Raw genomic sequence first — 17,613 nt, 5'->3', positions numbered from 1 at the left:
CGTTAGCTAAGTGGGGGTAGTCGACATGTTACCTCATTCCATGAGCCATTTTTTCTTCTAACATCGTTTCAAACCATTGCAGTTGTTCATGCAGCTGAACAACTTCTCCGACAATAATGATACTCGGGTTAGCAATCTCTTGTTTTTTTGCAACGTCCACAATTGTTCCTAATGTAGCCACAACTGTTTTTTGTTGAGGGAGCGTTCCCCACTGAATGATTGCAACGGGAGTTTGAGGTTTTCTTCCATATAATTGTAACTGTTTACAAATGAAAGGGAGTTGTTTTACGCCCATATAAATGACGAGCGTATCGACTCCTTTCGCTAAATGTTCCCACTGTACTGCATCTGTGGCATCACATCGGCGATGGCCTGTAACGAACGCAACACTTGTGCTAAAGTCGCGATGAGTTACAGGGATACCCGCATATGCTGGAACAGCGATGCCGGATGTAATGCCTGGAACGATTTCAAAAGGAATGCGGTGTTTCATAAGTGCTTGCGCTTCCTCGCCACCGCGTCCAAACATAAATGGATCGCCACCTTTTAATCTCGTGACCGTTTTCCCTTTTTTCGCATGCTTGACTAAAAGGTAATTAATCGTTTCTTGTTTCATTGTATGGTAATTCGGCAATTTTCCGCAATAAATCAAATCAGCATCGCTTTTGGCATACGATAGTAGCTGTTCGTTAATCAGGCGATCGTATAAAATGACGTCTGCTTGTTGAATGCATTTTAATCCTTTCACAGTAATGAGTTCGGGATCCCCAGGACCTGCGCCGACTAAATATACTTTCCCCATTGTCTCCACCTAAATCCATTGTTTATTTTTTAAGTAAGAAACAATTTGTTGCACGCATTGTTCAATCGAATATTGTTCTGTATCGACAACAAGTTCTGGTGAAAGCGGTGGTTCATATGGCGAATCAATGCCGGTGAAATCGCGAATTTCGCCACTACGCGCCTTTTTGTACAACCCTTTTGGATCACGTTGTTCGCACGTTTCAAGCGGACAGCGGACGTAAACTTCTACAAACTCATCTTGTTCTAGTTTATTGCGAACGAGTTGGCGATCTTGGCGGAAAGGAGAAATAAAGGCCGTGAGCACGATTTGGCCGCTGTCTACAAACAATTTCGCGACTTCACCAATGCGACGAATATTTTCGGTGCGATCTTCGGCAGAAAAACCTAAGTCGCTATTTAAACCGTGACGCACGTTATCACCATCAAGTACGTAACATTGAACGTTTTGTTCAAACAACGTTTTCGCGACAGCGTTCGCTAACGTGGATTTCCCTGATCCCGATAATCCGGTAAACCAAAGAACGAAGCTATGATGGTTGTTCTTCTTTCTTCGATCTTTTTTTGTCACACTTTCTTGATGCCAAACGATATTCATGACCGCCCACCTCCAACTGTTTGCAATCCATCCATCAGCACGCGCACGACTTCTGGGCGGCTGAATGTGCTTGGTGGCATCTCACCGGCGCGCAACATTTCACGCACTTTTGTTCCGGAAAGAACGACATGGGCAGTTGCGTCGTGCGGGCACGTTTTTGTTGATGCCATCGCTTCGCATTTTGTGCAGTAAAAACTATGCTCGAAAAAGAGAGGGGTAATGCCGAGTTCTTCGTTCGTAAACTGCAAGAAAATTTTTTGTGCATCATATGTGCCATAATAGTTGCCAACTCCCGCATGGTCACGTCCGACAATGAAGTGCGTGCAACCAAAATTTTTACGTACGAGCGCGTGGAAAATGGCTTCACGTGGGCCAGCATAGCGCATGGCAGCTGTAAATACTCCAAGAAAAACGCGATCTTTTGGATAATAATGTTCAAGCAACACTTGATAGCTTTTTAGGCGAATGTCTGCTGGGATGTCATCATCTTTCGTTTCCCCAACGAGCGGGTTTAAATAAAGACCGTCGACAATTTCAAGTGCACATTTTTGAATATATTCATGAGCACGGTGAACCGGATTGCGCGTTTGAAACCCGACGACCGTTTTCCAACCAAGTTCCGCAAATCGTTGTTTTGTTTCTTTTGGTGTAAAAAAGAACGGTGTAAAAATTCCTTTGTCTGTTTGGCGTACAAGTTGGACAGGGCCTCCAATATATACATCTGGTTTTTCAAATAATTTTTTAACGCCAGGGTGTGCTAAGTCTTCTGTTTGGTATACAAAAAGCGCTTCTTTTCGCTTATCTGGGCGATATATATCTTGTACTTCCATTGTGCCGTATACGGTTTGTTCATAAACGAGTTGGACTTCATCGCCGAGCGATAGTTGTTTTGCTTGTTGTTCGGTTACCGCAAGCGTAATCGGAATGCTCCATACAGCCCCGTTTGTTAACCGCATCGTTTCAACAACCGACTCATAATCGTCTTTTCCTAAAAAACCGGTCAGTGGTTCGTATCCACCGATAGCAAGTAATTCAAGGTCACTTAACTCCGCTTTACTTAATACAATTTGTTTCATTTGCGATGCCTCCTAAATTTATTATTCTTATAAAATAACTAGGATTAAATGCCGCCACCGTGTTCGTGAGAGGAGCGACGTTCTTCCATCACTGTCTTTTTTAAGCTAATCGTTCCAAGTGTAGCGAAGCAGACGCTGGCAATTGCAATTGCTGTGTAAATGTCGCTATGAAGGAACAATTTAATTAAGCTATATGAGACAGCTAGTGAAAAAATAGGCGAGACAATCCATACTTTTAGCACTTGAATGACAATTTGCTTTTGCCAAATCGAAAAGCCACTTTTTGTTGTGCCGATGCCGATGATGGCTGATGTCGTAATTTGTGTGAGCGGAACGGGAAGGCCAAAAAGAGATGAAACGATAACGAGTGTTGCGCCGATTCCTGAAATAATGCACCCTTCAAGTTGAGAGAAGGTCGTAATTTTTTTCCCGTTCGTCTCTAGCACGCGGCTGCCAAGCAAAAGCGCCCCTAGTGCCACGAACAATCCACCAAAAATGATGCCGTGCTGGACAGATAATAAACCTGCTCCAACAAGGGGACCAACAGCATTTGCGACATTGTTCATTCCTGCAGAAAATGCCTCGAAAAATCCAGCGATAATGAGCAACAAACCAATCCATTTGTTTTGTTTCAATGTTTTTCCTTTTATCCACTTGCTAATGAAAAAAGCGAGAAAAAAAGCAGCGAACGGTGTAATGATCCAAAACGAAACGATCCACATAAGCTTGCTGACGTATAAACTTTGATACGCAATGCCAGCTCCAACAACAGCTCCAACCGTAATTTCGCTTGTTGATAACGGAATGCCGAGCATGTTTGCGGCAAATAATGAAATGGTAGCGGCTGCTAAGACGATGACGACAAGCTCCGTTTGCAAAATAGATGTAGGGACGATGCCAGAGCCGATCGTTTTCACGACTTCTCCCCCGCTTAAGCTGCCGAGAAAAATGGCAATGGCGCATATGAATAAAGCGATTCGTTTATTTGATAACGTCCCTGAACCGTAAGCAGCTCCCATCGTTGCAGCTGCTCCGCTTCCTCCAATGTTCATCGCAAAGAAAAAAGCGATGATAAAGGCGACTGTAATCACTTCTCTCCCACCTTCACGACTCGTGTAAGCCGCATTCTGTTTTTCCTAGCCCAGCCCATCGTCCAGAACGTAAATCTTCTTCGGTGTAAGCAGGTGCTGTACATGGGGCGCAGCCGATGCTCGGATAACCACGATCATGAAGCGGATTATAGGAGAGATGATGGCGATGAACATAGCGCCATACGTCTTTCCATGTCCAATGAATGAGTGGACAAATTTTAATGTTTTTAAACTTTTTATCAAGATTAATAAATTCGACATGCTGTCGCGTTGGCGATTGTTCTCGGCGCAGTCCGGAGATCCACGCTTTTTTTCCTGTCATAGCTTGACGCAATGGGATAATTTTTCTTATTTCGCAGCATTTGTTTGGATCTCTCTTCCAAAGTTCAGCACCAAATTGTTTTTCTTGCTCGGCAAGCGATAAAGCAGGTGTTTGTAAATGAATGCGTAAGCGTGGATACGCTTGTTTGACGCGTTCGATTGTTTCATACGTTTCTGAAAAATGTAAGTTTGTATCGAGAAACACAATTTCAGCATCGTCACGCACTTGAGAAATAAGATCGATTAACACGATCCCTTCAATACCGAAACTGCATGCATACAAAAGGTCATCTCCGTAATGGTCATAAGCCCACGTGAGCACATGTAGTGCCCCTTTTTCATTATTGTCGATTGGGAAAGTGGGTTTTTGTTCACTATCCCACGTTTCATACGTAATCATGTCTCATCTCCCTTTCTTTATTTTTAAAACACCTTTTCCGTTTGATTGTTTTAAATTTTAACATAATTCACTTAAATGTCAATCCTAGTTTTTCTATCGGAATTTATTTTTTAAAAAACGTCATAGCAAACGAAAAAAAACATGATTATACTGTTTGTATGGAAGTGTCGAAGGGAGTGGAAGATGGTTGCGACTCATTTTATTAGAGGAGTACGATGAACGAACGATGGAATTGGCACGTCCGATTTATGACCGCCATCGTCGTGTACTACTAGCAGCAGGAAGAAAAATTCACCCAAAATATGTAGAACGTTTAAAACAAACGGATATTCGCTATGTATTTGTTGAAGATGCGGTGTCTGACGGCATCACACTTGAAGAATTGCTCGATATGCCGTCATGGATCGACGCATTGACGTTGTTGAGCAATCGTTTGATGCGGTGCGTAAAAAAGAAGAATTGCCGCTTCGTTCATTGTTTAAGCTAGCGGTAAAGCTCGTTGATGAAGTAAAAAAAAGAAAAGTGTTAGCGGTCATTCCAGCGACATCGCTTGAACAGGAACGATGGTGAAAATGAGCGACGGAAGAACCGCTATTGTGACAAAAATTGTCGAGCATATGCAACGTCCATATGTCCGATATATGGATACACATGAGGAAATTTCGCTTGTTGATCATCCGTCGCTACTTATGGCAGGAGAGGCGATTTTATAATTTTTTTCGTAAGTTTCCGAGCTCTTCGACGATTGCTTGCATTTCGCTTGGGCTAAACGATTGTTTTTTCATAACCATATCGTGTATATCTTTTAACTCATCGTATAATTGCTCGTCAAAATGATGAGGTTTAATGGCATCAAAATTTAATACTTTCAGCTTTTCTTTTATTTGTTCAATCATTTGTTCAACGGATAAATGCACATTCGTCATCCTTTCGTATATGATTGTGTTCATTGTACCATGGTTTGACCGTTCATTCTACTTATTCTACGTTATGAGGTGAAAAGCAATGATTCGGGTGTTATTTGTTTGTTTAGGCAACATATGTCGTTCTCCAATGGCAGAAGCTGTATTTCGTCATCTTGTGAAGCAAGAAGGGCTCGATCATGTCATTTCTGTTGACTCGGCAGGAACAGGCAATTGGCATATTGGCAAGCCGCCACATCACGGGACACAGCGCATTTTAACAGAAAAACAAATTGATTTTACAGGATTAAAAGCGCGTCAAATTACAAAAGAAGACTTTCATACGTTTGATTATGTGATTGGAATGGATAGCGAGAATATCGCTCATCTTCGTTCCCTTGTCGGCGATCAGTCGCACGCTGTTATTGCTCGCTTTATGGATTTTGTGCCAAACCGCCGAGTAGACGATGTCCCTGATCCGTACTTTACAGGAAATTTTGAAGAAGTGTACGAATTAGTCGAAGAAGGATGTAAACATATATTAGAGCGAATAAAGCGAGATCATTCGTTGTGAAGGGGGAGAAGACGATGGGAAAAGGGAAATGGATTGCATTAGCAGGGATAGCTTTGTTGCTAGCGAATAATAAAACAAGACAAGTCATTAAAGAAACGTGTCGTGAGTGGATGGATAGCGTAGAACAAGTAAAGGAGACTGTTCATCAAACGAGACAACATGTAGACGAGATGATGAATGATTTGCAGTTTATTGTGAATAAACTAAGTGAAGTAAAAGAAACAACACCACAAGTGATGGAGTGGATAGAGGAGCTGATTCGTAAACGTTCCTCGTAGAAGCGAGGTGGGGTGGGAGATGATTGTTAGCTTTTCTGTCGTTCGTGAGCTAATGAAACGGTTTGAAGAAGATGAAATTTTTGATTTATCCGCTGAGTTAGCATATTTCTTTTTGCTGTCGCTATTTCCATTTTTACTGTTTTTGTTAACGTTTTTATCGTATTTGCCTATCCCGCACGAAGATGTGATCGCCTTTTTCAGTCAATATGCGCCAAGCGAAACGGCGCATTTAATTGAGACAAACATTAAACAACTTATAGCAGCGCAAAGTGGAAAGTGGTTATCTTTTAGCGTGCTTGCTACGGTGTGGGCTGCATCGAACGGTATGTCGGCCATTATTCGGGCATTAAATCGAGCATACGATGTGAAAGAAACACGCTCTTTTCTCGTTGCTCGTGGAGTTTCGATTTTGCTTACTTTTGCGATGATTTTTGTCATTATTGTCGCGCTCGTCTTCCCTGTATTCGGAAAAATGATCGGTACATTTCTTTTTTCAGCGTTTGGTCTTTCCGATGTGTTTTTACACGTATGGGAAACGATTCGTTGGTTTGTTAGCTTTGTCATTTTATTTTTTGTTTTTTCTGTGTTATACGTTTTTGCCCCAAGCAAACATGTCCGGTTTCGCGACGTATGGATAGGAGCGTTATTTGCGACTGTAGGTTGGATGGGCGTCTCACTTGCTTTTTCTACCTATGTAAACCAATTCGGTAACTATTCTGCGATGTATGGCAGCTTAGGCGGAATTATTGCGTTAATGGTTTGGTTTTATTTATCTGGCATGATGATTGTATTAGGTGGGGAGCTAAACGCTATTTTTTGTTGTAAACGAGAAGGAAATATGCGCATACGGTAGTTATTCCCTCTTATAAAAAAACGCGGTTAAACCATATTAAAAGTGAACGTGGATATGAAGGGGGAATATACGTGACGAAAAAAACGAAAAAAGACGGCGGAACAAAGCAAAAAGGAAAAAACCGCCCGAAACATAAAACGAGTAGCAGTGCGAATGGACAAAACGGATATCACTAAAGAGAAGAGGGATGCGGCACGCATCCCTCTTTATTCTGCGATTTCTTCGTAATGATAGTATGTTTGGTTGTAAATATGTTCGATTTCTTCATCAGTCATATAAACGAGTTGTTCTTGATTAAAGCTCCGTAATTTTGTAATAAACTCAATCATATTTTTTCTTTCTTCTCTACTCATCATCATCGCTCTCCCCTCTGTTTTAAAACAGTTTGTTTTGTTTAATTGTATTATATAACAGAGGCTTAAAAAGCGTCAATGTTTTTTTCTTGTTTTTTTGAAAAATATTTTGAAAATTTCGTGAGCGGACGCTGGGCAAGTAATAAAAGAAACAGTAGCGAACTCACGCTAAAGAAAAATAGCCTTTCTTGCTGTTGTAATACAATGCCCCCAATCGCAGGCCCACATATGCTGCCGATGCTATATAACATCCCGCACAATATGTTGCCGACAGGAAGAAGTGATTTTGGCAACAAATCGGTCATATACGCCATGCCGAGCGAAAAAAGTGAACCAACAAACATACCTGCGACAAAAAAGGTGACTGTCAACGGCACAGGAGAAATGAACCATTGTGCAATGATAAAGCAGATCGATCCGACGGTTAACGAAACGGTGATCATCGCTTTTCGCGAGAAGCGATCACTTAATACGCCAAGCGGGAGTTGAAAAGCGATTCCGCCAAGCGCAAACGCCGGAAGCATCATCGCAACCGTCTCCACGTGTAAGCCGTTTCGTAACGCATACACGGGAAACATGCTATGGAGTGATGCTTCTAAAAAGCCGTAACCAAATGGCAACAACAAAGCTGGCCACGCTTGTTTCCACGCACGAAAAAAGCGTAGCGTGCCAATTTTTTCAGCTTGCTCTGTTTCAGGATAGGCATGCGGGAGAAAAAATAATAACATCCATCCACATAAGCTAAGCAATGATGAAACAATGAACGGCAACGACTCATGTATGTGAACAAGCGGAACGAGAAGCGGACCGATCATAAAGCCGACCCCAAACGACAAGCCATATAACGAAATGTTGCGACCTCGTCGGTGAGCGGGCGAGGCAGACGTAATCCACGTTTGAGAACCGAAATGAAGAATATGGTCGCCAATTCCGATTAACAAACGAAGCACAAACCAAAACGATAGTGATGATGAAATCGGAAACATCGCTAAAGAAGCAATAACGATCGCTCCACCGAGCATAATAAGACGTTTAAAGCCGTAACGACGAAGTGGGCGTTCTAAAAACGGAGAGACGATTAGGACGCCGATATACATCGCTGTCGCATGTATGCCGCTCAACGAAGAACGAATGCCGCTCTGTTCAAAGATGACAGAAATGAGCGGTAACAACAGTCCTTGAGAAAGCCCTGAAATCATGACGATGCTAACTAAGATGAAAAAATGACGTTGTTGCATAATGACCTCCTGTAATACGTTCACTATGTTCGATGTTAAAACGTTTCATGAAAAGAAGCAACAATGGTGGATTTTTTTTATGGGAAGGATAAATTGCTCACTTTTGAAAAAAATAACGATGAACGACGGAAAAAGAAAGGAGTTTACACCATGAAAAGATGGTTTGCTTTAAGCATGATACTCATTTTCGCATGTATGCCAACGATTAGTGAAGCAACTGTCAAACTTCCTTCATCGGTCATTGACATTTCAAAAGAAAATACGTATCCGAATCCGACACAAAATTTGCCGCATTTACAACCGAGCGAACTAGCGAAACAACTGCTTCAGTCGGCGAATGTAAAAATTGAAAATCCGGAATTAATTCGTCTTTTAAACGAATCGTCGATTTCAAGCACGCCATTTGCGATTGGTTACGAAGCGACGATTTATTTAGGGCAATGGCCGTTGAATTACGAATCGATAGAAACATCAACGAACTGGGAGTATCAAAAAGTGAATACAAACTTTATTGACAATCGTGGTGGGAAAACGGCTGTTCGATTGATGTATCGCCAAGAGATGCAAAAACAAGTGCGCGGAGGCCTAACGGCAAGCATACCGAACGAAGAAGATGTGAAAAAAATGATGCTTTTAACAGCGATGAAAAAAACAAATTTACCGCTCTCTTTCAGCACATGGATCGGCATGGGGACGAAAAAGGAACAAGCGTATAACGTTCCGCCGAAAAAGTTAGGCTATTTATATGCTTACGCCCCGGCAGTCAATGAAAAAGGAAAAGTGACGTATGGCGAAGTATATATCGTCTTAAAAGGAAAGAAAAAAAGCATTGTCGTGAAAAACGTAACATCGCAAGGTATCGGTGCTTGGATTCCTGTGCAAGACCGTCTATCATTCGCATTTGTTGCTAGCGACGTACCACGATGACAAGAAAAAGCTTGTCGAGCGTTCGACAAGCTTTTTATCGTTCAATTTTTGCTTTTCGCGTCGTAAAATCAACGTCTGGGTAATAACGGTTTTTCACGAGCACGTTCGGTCCTAAACATTTCACCGCAGGGCAGTGGCAGTTTAGTGATTTTGCTAAATGAGATGCCATCCATTTGTCATAAGCAGAAAGAAGCGAGTCGGTTTGAATGTTTCCGAGCGTCGGTTCATCACCGAAATCAGTCACAATAATGTCGCCTGTAAAGATGTTGACGTTTAACCGTGAACGTCCATCTGGATCGTTTCGTACTGTAACATTTTTACTTGCATATAAACGTTTTAACAACGCTAAATCTTCTTCGTTGTCGCTGCACGGATAAAACGGCAACGTGCCAAACAACATCCAAACGTTTTCATCCCGTATATCGAGCAAATGATGAATCGTTTCGCGCAGTTCATCGAGCGTTAACGTTTCCAAGTTGCTCGCAAAGTCACTCGGATACATCGGATGCACTTCATGTCGTTTACAGCCCATGTCGTTTACAATTTGGCGATGAATCGTTTCTAAATGTGGACGTGTCCGTTTATTTAACATCGTTTCCGCGGATACGATGACGCCCGTTTTCGAAATGGCACGTGCATTTTCGATCATGCGTATAAAATAACGTTCACGCTGTGCGACGGTTGGCTTTTTCTCCATCATCGCAAAACCGCCTTCGACAAAATCATCGATCGTGCCCCAATTATGCGAAATATGCAAAACATCTAAGTAGGGGATGATTTTTTCGTACCGTTCTAAATCGAGCGTTAAGTTCGAGTTGATTTGTGTGCGCACCCCCCGCTCATGTGCGTATTTTAACAGCGGCACGACGTATTGCTCAACAGATTTCATCGAAAGCATCGGCTCGCCGCCTGTAATGCTTAACGAGCGCAAATGTGGAATTTCATCGAGGCGGCGAAGAAGGAGATCAAGCGGCAGCGCCTCAGGATCTTTCGTACGCAACGTATAACCGACTGCACAATGCTCACAACGCATATTACAGAGCGTCGTTGTCGTAAATTCGATATTTGTCAACTGCATGCTGCCGTACTGTTCGACATCCATATATGCTTCCCATGGGTCAAATGTAGGGGTAATCGCTTGACGCAATAATGTTCCCATAATCAAGCTCCTTTTAATTAAAATAGACCTAACGATAATTATGCAAACGAAATGGAACGATTGTCAACGATGTTGCGATTGCGTACGATAAGGAAAAAGCAAGGTGACGACGTTGGGCAACGCAGTATCAGATCAAAATCTACAACTATCCTATTTAAAAACGCGCTTAAATATGTTTCTTGAAGTGCTTGAAGAAAATATGCGTCTGCATTCTCGTGACTTTAGTCATGAGTAAGGACACTAACATATGTTATTTATCATGTGGCTATAAAACCAGATAAAAACTTGATTTTTGCCCATGCACATGTTACCCTACAATTAGGTGATAATATATGGCAAAAATACATTACGGGCGAGGTTATGTCTATTCTATTCAATACCATATCGTATGGTGTGTGAAATATAGACGCAAAATATTAACTGGCAAAATAGAACAATGTTTGGTGGAAATATTGCACAAGATTGCTACAGAAAATGGGTTTGTGATACAAGAAATCAATGGAGATTTAGACCACATACACTTACTCATAGAATGTAGTCCGCAGCATTATATACCAGATATGATTAAGGCATTAAAAGGTGTAAGTGCGAGGTTGTTATTTAAACAATACCCAGAGTTAAAGAAACAACTTTGGGGAGGACATCTTTGGAATCCATCTTATTTTGTCGCAACAGTTAGTGAACATACAGAAGAACAAATAAGAAATTATATTCACTCCCAAAAGGAAAGGTAGGTGAGTTTATCTATGTTAAGGGCATACAAATATCGCTTATATCCCAACGAAGAACAAAAAATACAATTAGCTAAAACATTTGGTTGTGTAAGATTTGTATATAATTATTATCTCGCTAAAAAGATAGAGTTGTATGAAACAGAAAAGAAACAAATGTCTAAAACGGATTGTAATAATCATTGTAACAGGGAGTTAAAAAGCGAATTTGTGTGGCTGAAAGAAGTAGATAAATTTGCCTTAACTAATGCGATTTATCATCTGGATAGTGCTTTTCATAATTTTTTCAAAAAACAGTCTGACTTTCCTAAATTTAAAACAAAAAAATCACACAAATACAGCTATACGACTAATTTCACTAATAACAATATAGAGGTTGATTTTGATAACAACAAAATCAAACTTCCAAAACTTAAATGGGTAAGATGTAAGTTGCATAGAAAGTTTGATGGACAAATAAAGTCTGCCACTATTTCTCAAGTGCCGAGTGGAAAGTATTTTGTATCCATATTAGTTGATGCTGAAATAGAACAATTACCAAAAAACAATCATGTGTATGCTTTTGATTTGGGTCTAAAAGAATTTCTAATAGACAATCACAACAACCACATAAAAGACCCTAAAGCCATATCAAAGTATGAAAAGAAATTGGCAAAGCTGCAAAGACAACTTGCAAAAAAGAAAAAAGGAAGTAAAAATTGGAACAAGCAAAGAGTTAAGGTGGCAAAAGTACACGAAAAAATAAGTAATACTAGAAAAGATTTTCAACATAAGCTATCTTCGAAAATTGTTTACGAAAACCAAGTAATCATTAGCGAAGATTTAGCTGTGAAAAACATGATAAAACATTCACGTCTCGCTAAAAGAATATCGGATGTAGCATGGGGTGAATTTTGCAGACAGATAGAATATAAGTCGATGTGGTATGGCAGAACGTATCATAAAATAAGCAGATGGTTTGCATCATCGCAAACTTGTTCAGCGTGTGGGTGTGTAAACAAAAAAGTAAAGTTATTATCCATAAGAGAATGGGTTTGCGATCATTGTGGTACGATTCATCAAAGAGACGAGAACGCTGCAAAAAATATACTACAACAAGGCTTAAAAGAATTAGGTTTATTTGCATAAATATCGTACGGCAGGAACTGTCGGAATCATACGCCTGTGGAGTTAGTAGGTTGCGAGGACGATGAAGCAGGAAATTCTCACTGCGAAGTGAGAAGCCCGCGACTTTAGCCGTGGGAGGTTCACAAAGATGTATAATACAAGTGGAGAATTCGAAAAATTGTTACATATTGAACAAAGGGGAAGGGAATCGTGATGGAAAAGTTTCAAGAAAGTATGTACAAGCTGATTGTTGAAACGTCAACGAAATTGCCGAAAGATGTACGACGTGCCATTTTAAAAGCAAAGCTACGCGAAAACGCAGGAACGAGGGCGGCCATGTCACTTGCTACGATCGTACAAAACATTCAAATGGCAGATGAAAATGTATCGCCAATTTGCCAAGATACCGGGTTGCCGACGTTTAAAATTAGAGTCCCTGTAGGTGTCAATCAAATGGAGATGAAAGAGGCAATTCGGCGAGCAATCGCTCAAGCAACGAAAGACGGGAAATTGCGTCCAAACTCCGTTGATTCGCTAACAGGCGAAAATAGCGGTGATAATTTAGGGATCGGACTGCCTGTTGTGAAATTTGAGCAATGGGAAAAAGATTATATTGATGTTCGTTTAATTTTAAAAGGTGGCGGCTGTGAAAATAAAAACATTCAATATAGCTTGCCATGTGAATTAGAAGGGCTCGGTCGTGCCGGTCGTGACTTAGATGGCATTCGTAAATGTATTTTACATGCGGTATATCAAGCGCAAGGACAAGGATGTAGCGCAGGATTTATTGGCGTTGGCATCGGCGGCGACCGCTCTGCCGGATATGACTTAGCGAAGGAGCAGCTATTCCGCCCTGTTGACGATGTGAACCCGAATGAAGACTTGCGCAAATTAGAAGAATACATTATGGAAGCAGCGAATAAACTCGGCATCGGCACGATGGGATTTGGCGGAGAAACAACGCTACTCGGCTGTAAAATCGGTGTCATGCACCGCATCCCGGCAAGCTTTTTCGTTTCTGTCGCATACAACTGTTGGGCATTCCGCCGCTTAGGCGTTATCATTGATCCGCATACGGGCGATATTCAAGAATGGCTATATCAAGAGGGAGACGACGTCGACTTCCAACAAGAAGAAACGGAAGTTGTGGGCGAAGGGCGTGAAGTGGTGCTTGAAGCGCCAATTACAGAAGAACAAATTCGTTCGTTAAAAGTAGGTGATGTCGTTCGCATTAACGGCATGATTTACACAGGACGAGATGCGATTCATAAATATTTAATGGATCATGATGCCCCTGTGGATTTAAACGGTCAAATCATTTATCACTGTGGGCCGGTGATGTTAAAAGATGAAAATGGTAAATGGCACGTGAAAGCAGCTGGTCCAACGACAAGCATTCGCGAAGAGCCTTATCAAGGGGAAATTATGAAAAAATTTGGTATTCGTGCTGTCATCGGAAAAGGTGGCATGGGGGCGAAAACGTTGGCGGCGTTAAAAGAACATGGGGGCGTGTATTTAAATGCCATCGGTGGTGCAGCGCAATATTATGCGGACTGTATCCAGTCGGTCGAAGGTGTTGACTTTTTAGAGTTTGGTATTCCAGAAGCGATGTGGCATTTGCGTGTAAAAGACTTTACCGCCGTCGTCACGATGGATTCACACGGTAACAGCCTGCACGAAGACGTCGAAAAATCATCGCTTGAAAAATTAGCCCAGTTTAAAGAACGTGTATTTTAATGGAAATCCGTCTAGTGATGAGCTAGGCGGATTTTTTATATCTCTTTTTGCACAACCTATTATTGAAATGAATACGGAGGTGCAAGCAGTGAAAAAAACGATCATGTTGCTTTTTTTCTTTTTATGTTTTCCGCTTAGTCAAGTTGATGCGATGTCATGGGGGTTTAAGCGAAGTGAAAATCATCTTCCTCCTTCTGCTGGGAAACAGTTAGACGAACTACTCGCCAAATACGATGCTTTTTATTTAGGCGATCCGACGAAAAAACATATTTACTTAACGTTTGATAACGGATATGAAAATGGCTATACAGCGCAAATTTTAGACGTGCTTAAAGAAAAAAACGTTCCTGCGACGTTTTTTGTAACTGGTCATTATTTACAATCTGCCCCTGATTTAGTCAAACGTATGGTCAATGAAGGGCATATTGTAGGTAACCACTCATGGCACCACCCCGATTTAACGACCGTCAGCGATGAAAAGTTGCGTGAGGAGCTAGAGATGGTTAGAAAGAAAACAGAACTGTTGACGGGTCAGAAGCATATGCGCTACATGCGTCCTCCACGCGGCATTTTTGATGAGCGTACGATGCGTATTGCGCGCGAACTCGGCTATTATCATGTTTTTTGGTCGTTAGCGTTCGTCGATTGGCACGTGCACGATCAAAAAGGTTGGTTGTATGCCTACAATAACGTCATGAAACAAATTCATCCGGGTGCGATTATATTGCTGCATACAGTATCCAAAGACAATGCCGATGCGCTTGCTAAAATTATTGACGATTTGCGAAAAGAAGGATATGTTTTTAAAAGCTTAGACGATTTCATGTTGCAAAAAATCAATGTTCCTACTTGGATTTTTTCCCTTTGACGATGTGCAAAGGGATTTGTTTTGATACAATGGGAAAGGGGAGAGATGGTAATGATTCATGTTCAGCCTCCATACGATTTTACGCGAGTATGCGAACAGCTGGCAAACGATCCGCTTATACGTATTCATCATAACGAAATCACCGTTCCGCTGTATGTGAACGAAAAGCCGCTTCTTGCGTGCGTGAAAAGCGTTGGAACAAAAGAGAAACCTGCGTTTGTCGTGTCGTGTGACGAAGAACAGCATAAAGAAGAAGTGATCGCGCGTCTTTCGCGCATTTTTCATTGGGACAGGCCGCTTGCTTTCATTCACCATCATTTTATACAAACAAATTTGCGCGACGTATTTATCGCTCATGAAGGAACACCGCTTGTATTAGAATTTGATTTATATTTTTGTTTAATGAAATGCATTATTCACCAACAAATTCATATGAAAGTGGCTCATCGGCTAACGGAACGTTTTGTCCATACATTTGGTGAGCGTCTCGGGGATGTATACATTTATCCGCGGCCTGAGCGCGTCGCCAATGCTTCATATGATGAATTGCGGGCTTTGTCGTTAAGTGAGCGAAAAGCGCAATATATTATTGATATTTCACGGCTTATCGTAGAAGGAAAGTTGCGCTTAGAAGAGATGCATTCGCTTTCTGACGAGGAAGTGGCGAAACAGCTTCTTTCGATCCGTGGCATCGGTCCGTGGACGGTGCAAAATTTTTTATTGTTTGGTCTGGGGCGTCCAAATGTATTCCCGAAAGGAGACGTCGGTTTGCAACGGGCGATTGAACGAACATTTCAGCTCGATCATCGCCCGACGATGAAAGAAATGGACGCATTTCAACGAATGTGGGAACCATATGCAAGCTATGCCGCTTTGTATTTGTGGAGAAGTATAGAATAGGGGAGATAAGCAATGCTACAACAAGGACAGCAATTTCCATTAACGATTAAACGATTAGGCATTAACGGAGAAGGGGTCGGCTATTTTAAAAAACAAGTGGTGTTCGTTCCAGGAGCGCTTCCAGGAGAAGAAGTCGTCGTTCAAGCGACGAATGTGTACCCAACGTATACAGAAGGAAAAATGGTGCGCATACGAAAACGCTCCCCTCATCGTGTTAAGCCGCCTTGTCCAGTATATGAACGGTGCGGTGGATGTCAACTGCAACATCTTGACTATCACGCGCAATTAGAGGCAAAACGAGATATCGTCATTCAAGCACTGGAACGCCATAGCCGATTAAATGTAGAAGCACTTCATATTCGTCCGACGATCGGAATGGAAGACCCGTGGCATTATCGCAATAAAAGCCAATTTCAAGTCGGAGTGAAAAAAGGGCGTGTCATCGCTGGACTTTACAGCATGAACTCGCACGAGCTCGTTGACATTGACCGCTGCTTGATTCAACATGACGCGACTAATCGCGTCACAACGGTCGTGAAAGCGATTTTACAAGATTTGCGCATTCCGGTTTATCACGAACGAAAGAAAACAGGTGTTGTGCGCACGATTGTCGCCCGGGTCGGATTTTTTACAGGTGATGTACAATTAGTCATTGTGACAGCGACGAAAGAACTGCCGCGTAAAGAGCTGTTTGTAGCGGAAGTGAAACGCCGTTTGCCAGAAGTGAAATCGATCGCGCAAAACATTAACGGGCAAAAAACGTCGCTTATTTTTGGCGATGAAACGATCGTTCTCGCAGGTGAACCGTACATTCAAGAAGTGCTTGGCGATTTTTCATTTGAACTATCCGCCCGCGCTTTTTTCCAGCTTAATCCGATTCAAACGATCAAGCTATACGACGAAGTAAAAAAAGCAGCAGCACTAACGAAAAACGAACGCGTCGTCGACGCATATTGCGGCGTCGGCACAATCGGGCTTTGGCTCGCTCGCGAGGCAAAAGAAGTGCGCGGTATGGATACGATCCCCGAAGCGATTGACGATGCGCGCCAAAATGCCGAACGTCACGGCTTCACCAACGTCACGTATGCGGTTGGAAAAGCGGAAGTATTGTTGCCAAAATGGGTGAAAGAAGGGTGGAAGCCAGACGTCATCGTTGTCGACCCTCCACGAACAGGCTGCGACAACGCTTTATTAAAAACGATGTTACAAGTGAAACCGAAAACAGTCGTGTACGTCTCTTGTAACCCATCCAGCCTCGCACGCGACATCGACACCCTTGCAAAGCACTATCACATCGAATACATTCAACCGTTCGATCTTTTTCCACATACGGCGCATGTCGAGAGTGTCGCGAAGCTGGTGAGGCAGTAATGGATGAAAACGATGTCACCATCGAATTGATAGGCAGAAGCTACGAAAAATTGTTTTGGAGAAGCATCCATCGTAAAAAAGTAACTATTCACCCCAGTGCTAGTGTATAAAAAAGACCAGCACAAATAGGGCATTTCAGTCATAGAAAATGCCCTACGTAGCGGAAAGAACACGATCTATCGTTTCGCCCGTCAACAGAAGACATAACGAATCCCACACGTTTTTTTCGTGTTTCGTCAGTGTGGAAATGATGCTTCTTGTGATGCAAAACGACTGGGCGAATGTTTCTTCGCGAAATGTACCCGAAATGTTCTCTTTGACTTTAACC

General features: G+C 42.0%; 22 protein-coding genes and 1 pseudogene. 13 read left to right on the top strand and 10 right to left on the bottom strand.

Going from position 1 to position 17,613, the window contains the following annotated elements; translation table 11 throughout:
• Positions 1-28 precede the first annotated feature (28 nt).
• Genes cobA through ABEV15_RS13325 form a run of 5 tightly spaced genes read right to left on the bottom strand, consistent with a single transcriptional unit; the run spans position 29 to position 4,287 of the window.
• Positions 29-802, bottom strand: coding sequence for a uroporphyrinogen-III C-methyltransferase (gene cobA, locus ABEV15_RS13345; protein WP_498853489.1), 774 nt, complete (start codon positions 800-802; stop codon positions 29-31).
• A 9-nt stretch (positions 803-811) separates the two neighbouring features.
• Positions 812-1,399: an adenylyl-sulfate kinase gene (gene cysC / locus ABEV15_RS13340; protein WP_429633314.1), complete on the bottom strand. Its 588-nt coding sequence runs from the start codon at positions 1,397-1,399 to the stop codon at positions 812-814.
• Entirely contained in the window at positions 1,396-2,475 is a 1,080-nt protein-coding gene (sat, locus tag ABEV15_RS13335) for a sulfate adenylyltransferase (RefSeq protein WP_498853488.1), read from the bottom strand. The genes cysC and sat overlap by 4 nt, the downstream gene beginning before the upstream one ends.
• Before the next feature lie 44 nt (positions 2,476-2,519).
• A complete protein-coding gene (gene cysP, locus ABEV15_RS13330) occupies positions 2,520-3,566 on the bottom strand; it encodes a sulfate permease (RefSeq protein WP_429633318.1) in 1,047 nt (348 codons plus the stop codon).
• A 13-nt stretch (positions 3,567-3,579) separates the two neighbouring features.
• Positions 3,580-4,287 (bottom strand): phosphoadenylyl-sulfate reductase, encoded by a 708-nt coding sequence (locus ABEV15_RS13325; protein WP_429633320.1) that lies wholly within the window; start codon positions 4,285-4,287, stop codon positions 3,580-3,582.
• Between the two features lie 187 nt (positions 4,288-4,474).
• Here ABEV15_RS13325 and ABEV15_RS13320 point away from each other — a divergent pair, with 187 nt between their 5' ends.
• Genes ABEV15_RS13320 through ABEV15_RS13310 form a run of 3 tightly spaced genes read left to right on the top strand, consistent with a single transcriptional unit; the run spans position 4,475 to position 5,000 of the window.
• A complete protein-coding gene (locus tag ABEV15_RS13320) occupies positions 4,475-4,774 on the top strand; it encodes a hypothetical protein (RefSeq protein ID WP_498853487.1) in 300 nt (99 codons plus the stop codon).
• Positions 4,729-4,857 (top strand): hypothetical protein, encoded by a 129-nt coding sequence (locus tag ABEV15_RS13315; RefSeq protein ID WP_498853486.1) that lies wholly within the window; start codon positions 4,729-4,731, stop codon positions 4,855-4,857. The genes ABEV15_RS13320 and ABEV15_RS13315 overlap by 46 nt, the downstream gene beginning before the upstream one ends.
• A 2-nt stretch (positions 4,858-4,859) precedes the next feature.
• Entirely contained in the window at positions 4,860-5,000 is a 141-nt protein-coding gene (locus ABEV15_RS13310) for a hypothetical protein (protein ID WP_498853485.1), read from the top strand.
• On the opposite strand, the gene ABEV15_RS13305 is transcribed toward ABEV15_RS13310, so the two are convergent.
• Entirely contained in the window at positions 4,995-5,213 is a 219-nt protein-coding gene (locus ABEV15_RS13305; RefSeq protein WP_498853484.1) for a DUF1128 domain-containing protein, read from the bottom strand. The two genes, ABEV15_RS13310 and ABEV15_RS13305, sit on opposite strands and share 6 nt — an antisense overlap.
• A 79-nt stretch (positions 5,214-5,292) precedes the next feature.
• On the opposite strand from ABEV15_RS13305, the gene ABEV15_RS13300 reads away from it, so the two are divergent.
• From ABEV15_RS13300 to ABEV15_RS13290, 3 genes are read left to right on the top strand one after another with little or no spacing between them, the layout of a single operon-like run.
• Positions 5,293-5,763, top strand: a complete 471-nt coding sequence (locus ABEV15_RS13300) for a low molecular weight protein-tyrosine-phosphatase (protein ID WP_429634189.1) — start codon at positions 5,293-5,295, stop codon at positions 5,761-5,763.
• 14 nt (positions 5,764-5,777) lie between these two features.
• Entirely contained in the window at positions 5,778-6,041 is a 264-nt protein-coding gene (locus tag ABEV15_RS13295) for a glycine/betaine ABC transporter substrate-binding protein (RefSeq protein WP_091702996.1), read from the top strand.
• Between the two features lie 19 nt (positions 6,042-6,060).
• Positions 6,061-6,894 (top strand): YihY/virulence factor BrkB family protein, encoded by an 834-nt coding sequence (locus ABEV15_RS13290; protein ID WP_498853483.1) that lies wholly within the window; start codon positions 6,061-6,063, stop codon positions 6,892-6,894.
• 206 nt (positions 6,895-7,100) lie between these two features.
• On the opposite strand, the gene ABEV15_RS13285 is transcribed toward ABEV15_RS13290, so the two are convergent.
• Positions 7,101-7,247 carry a BH0509 family protein gene (locus ABEV15_RS13285; RefSeq protein WP_004888862.1) on the bottom strand — a complete coding sequence of 49 codons (147 nt, stop codon included), beginning with the start codon at positions 7,245-7,247 and terminating at the stop codon, positions 7,101-7,103.
• A 65-nt stretch (positions 7,248-7,312) separates the two neighbouring features.
• Positions 7,313-8,485, bottom strand: coding sequence for an MFS transporter (locus ABEV15_RS13280; RefSeq protein ID WP_498853482.1), 1,173 nt, complete (start codon positions 8,483-8,485; stop codon positions 7,313-7,315).
• Between the two features lie 174 nt (positions 8,486-8,659).
• Here ABEV15_RS13280 and ABEV15_RS13275 point away from each other — a divergent pair, with 174 nt between their 5' ends.
• Positions 8,660-9,412 (top strand): YfkD family protein, encoded by a 753-nt coding sequence (locus ABEV15_RS13275; RefSeq protein ID WP_498853490.1) that lies wholly within the window; start codon positions 8,660-8,662, stop codon positions 9,410-9,412.
• A 34-nt stretch (positions 9,413-9,446) separates the two neighbouring features.
• Here ABEV15_RS13275 and yfkAB read toward each other — a convergent pair whose 3' ends face one another.
• Positions 9,447-10,571 (bottom strand): radical SAM/CxCxxxxC motif protein YfkAB, encoded by a 1,125-nt coding sequence (gene yfkAB, locus ABEV15_RS13270; protein WP_004888867.1) that lies wholly within the window; start codon positions 10,569-10,571, stop codon positions 9,447-9,449.
• A gap of 332 nt (positions 10,572-10,903) precedes the next feature.
• Between yfkAB and tnpA the strand changes: the two genes are divergently transcribed.
• From tnpA to rlmD, 6 genes are all read left to right on the top strand, one after another.
• Positions 10,904-11,305: an IS200/IS605 family transposase gene (tnpA, locus tag ABEV15_RS13265; RefSeq protein WP_498853481.1), complete on the top strand. Its 402-nt coding sequence runs from the start codon at positions 10,904-10,906 to the stop codon at positions 11,303-11,305.
• A 12-nt stretch (positions 11,306-11,317) separates the two neighbouring features.
• Positions 11,318-12,430, top strand: a complete 1,113-nt coding sequence (gene tnpB, locus ABEV15_RS13260) for an IS200/IS605 family element RNA-guided endonuclease TnpB (RefSeq protein WP_498853480.1) — start codon at positions 11,318-11,320, stop codon at positions 12,428-12,430.
• A 192-nt stretch (positions 12,431-12,622) separates the two neighbouring features.
• On the top strand, positions 12,623-14,146 hold the full coding sequence (locus ABEV15_RS13255; RefSeq protein WP_498853479.1) for a fumarate hydratase: 1,524 nt from the start codon (positions 12,623-12,625) through the stop codon (positions 14,144-14,146).
• A 103-nt stretch (positions 14,147-14,249) separates the two neighbouring features.
• Entirely contained in the window at positions 14,250-15,014 is a 765-nt protein-coding gene (gene pdaA / locus ABEV15_RS13250) for a delta-lactam-biosynthetic de-N-acetylase (RefSeq protein ID WP_051035135.1), read from the top strand.
• 51 nt (positions 15,015-15,065) lie between these two features.
• The gene (locus ABEV15_RS13245; RefSeq protein ID WP_498853478.1) at positions 15,066-15,914 is read left to right on the top strand and encodes a DNA-3-methyladenine glycosylase family protein; all 849 of its coding nucleotides are present in this window, start codon (positions 15,066-15,068) and stop codon (positions 15,912-15,914) included.
• 12 nt (positions 15,915-15,926) lie between these two features.
• Positions 15,927-17,285 carry a 23S rRNA (uracil(1939)-C(5))-methyltransferase RlmD gene (gene rlmD / locus ABEV15_RS13240; RefSeq protein ID WP_498853477.1) on the top strand — a complete coding sequence of 453 codons (1,359 nt, stop codon included), beginning with the start codon at positions 15,927-15,929 and terminating at the stop codon, positions 17,283-17,285.
• Positions 17,286-17,438: 153 nt separating this feature from the next.
• On the opposite strand, the pseudogene ABEV15_RS13235 reads toward rlmD, so the two are convergent.
• A pseudogene (locus ABEV15_RS13235) lies at positions 17,439-17,613 on the bottom strand (IS66 family transposase); the annotation flags it as partial.

Origin of the sequence: Bhargavaea massiliensis, assembly GCF_050480245.1 — a bacterium.
Classification (GTDB): Bacteria; Bacillota; Bacilli; order Bacillales; family Anoxybacillaceae; genus Anoxybacillus.
The sequence above is the reverse complement of the archived record's forward strand: the minus strand, read 5'-3'. Positions and strand labels throughout refer to the sequence as shown.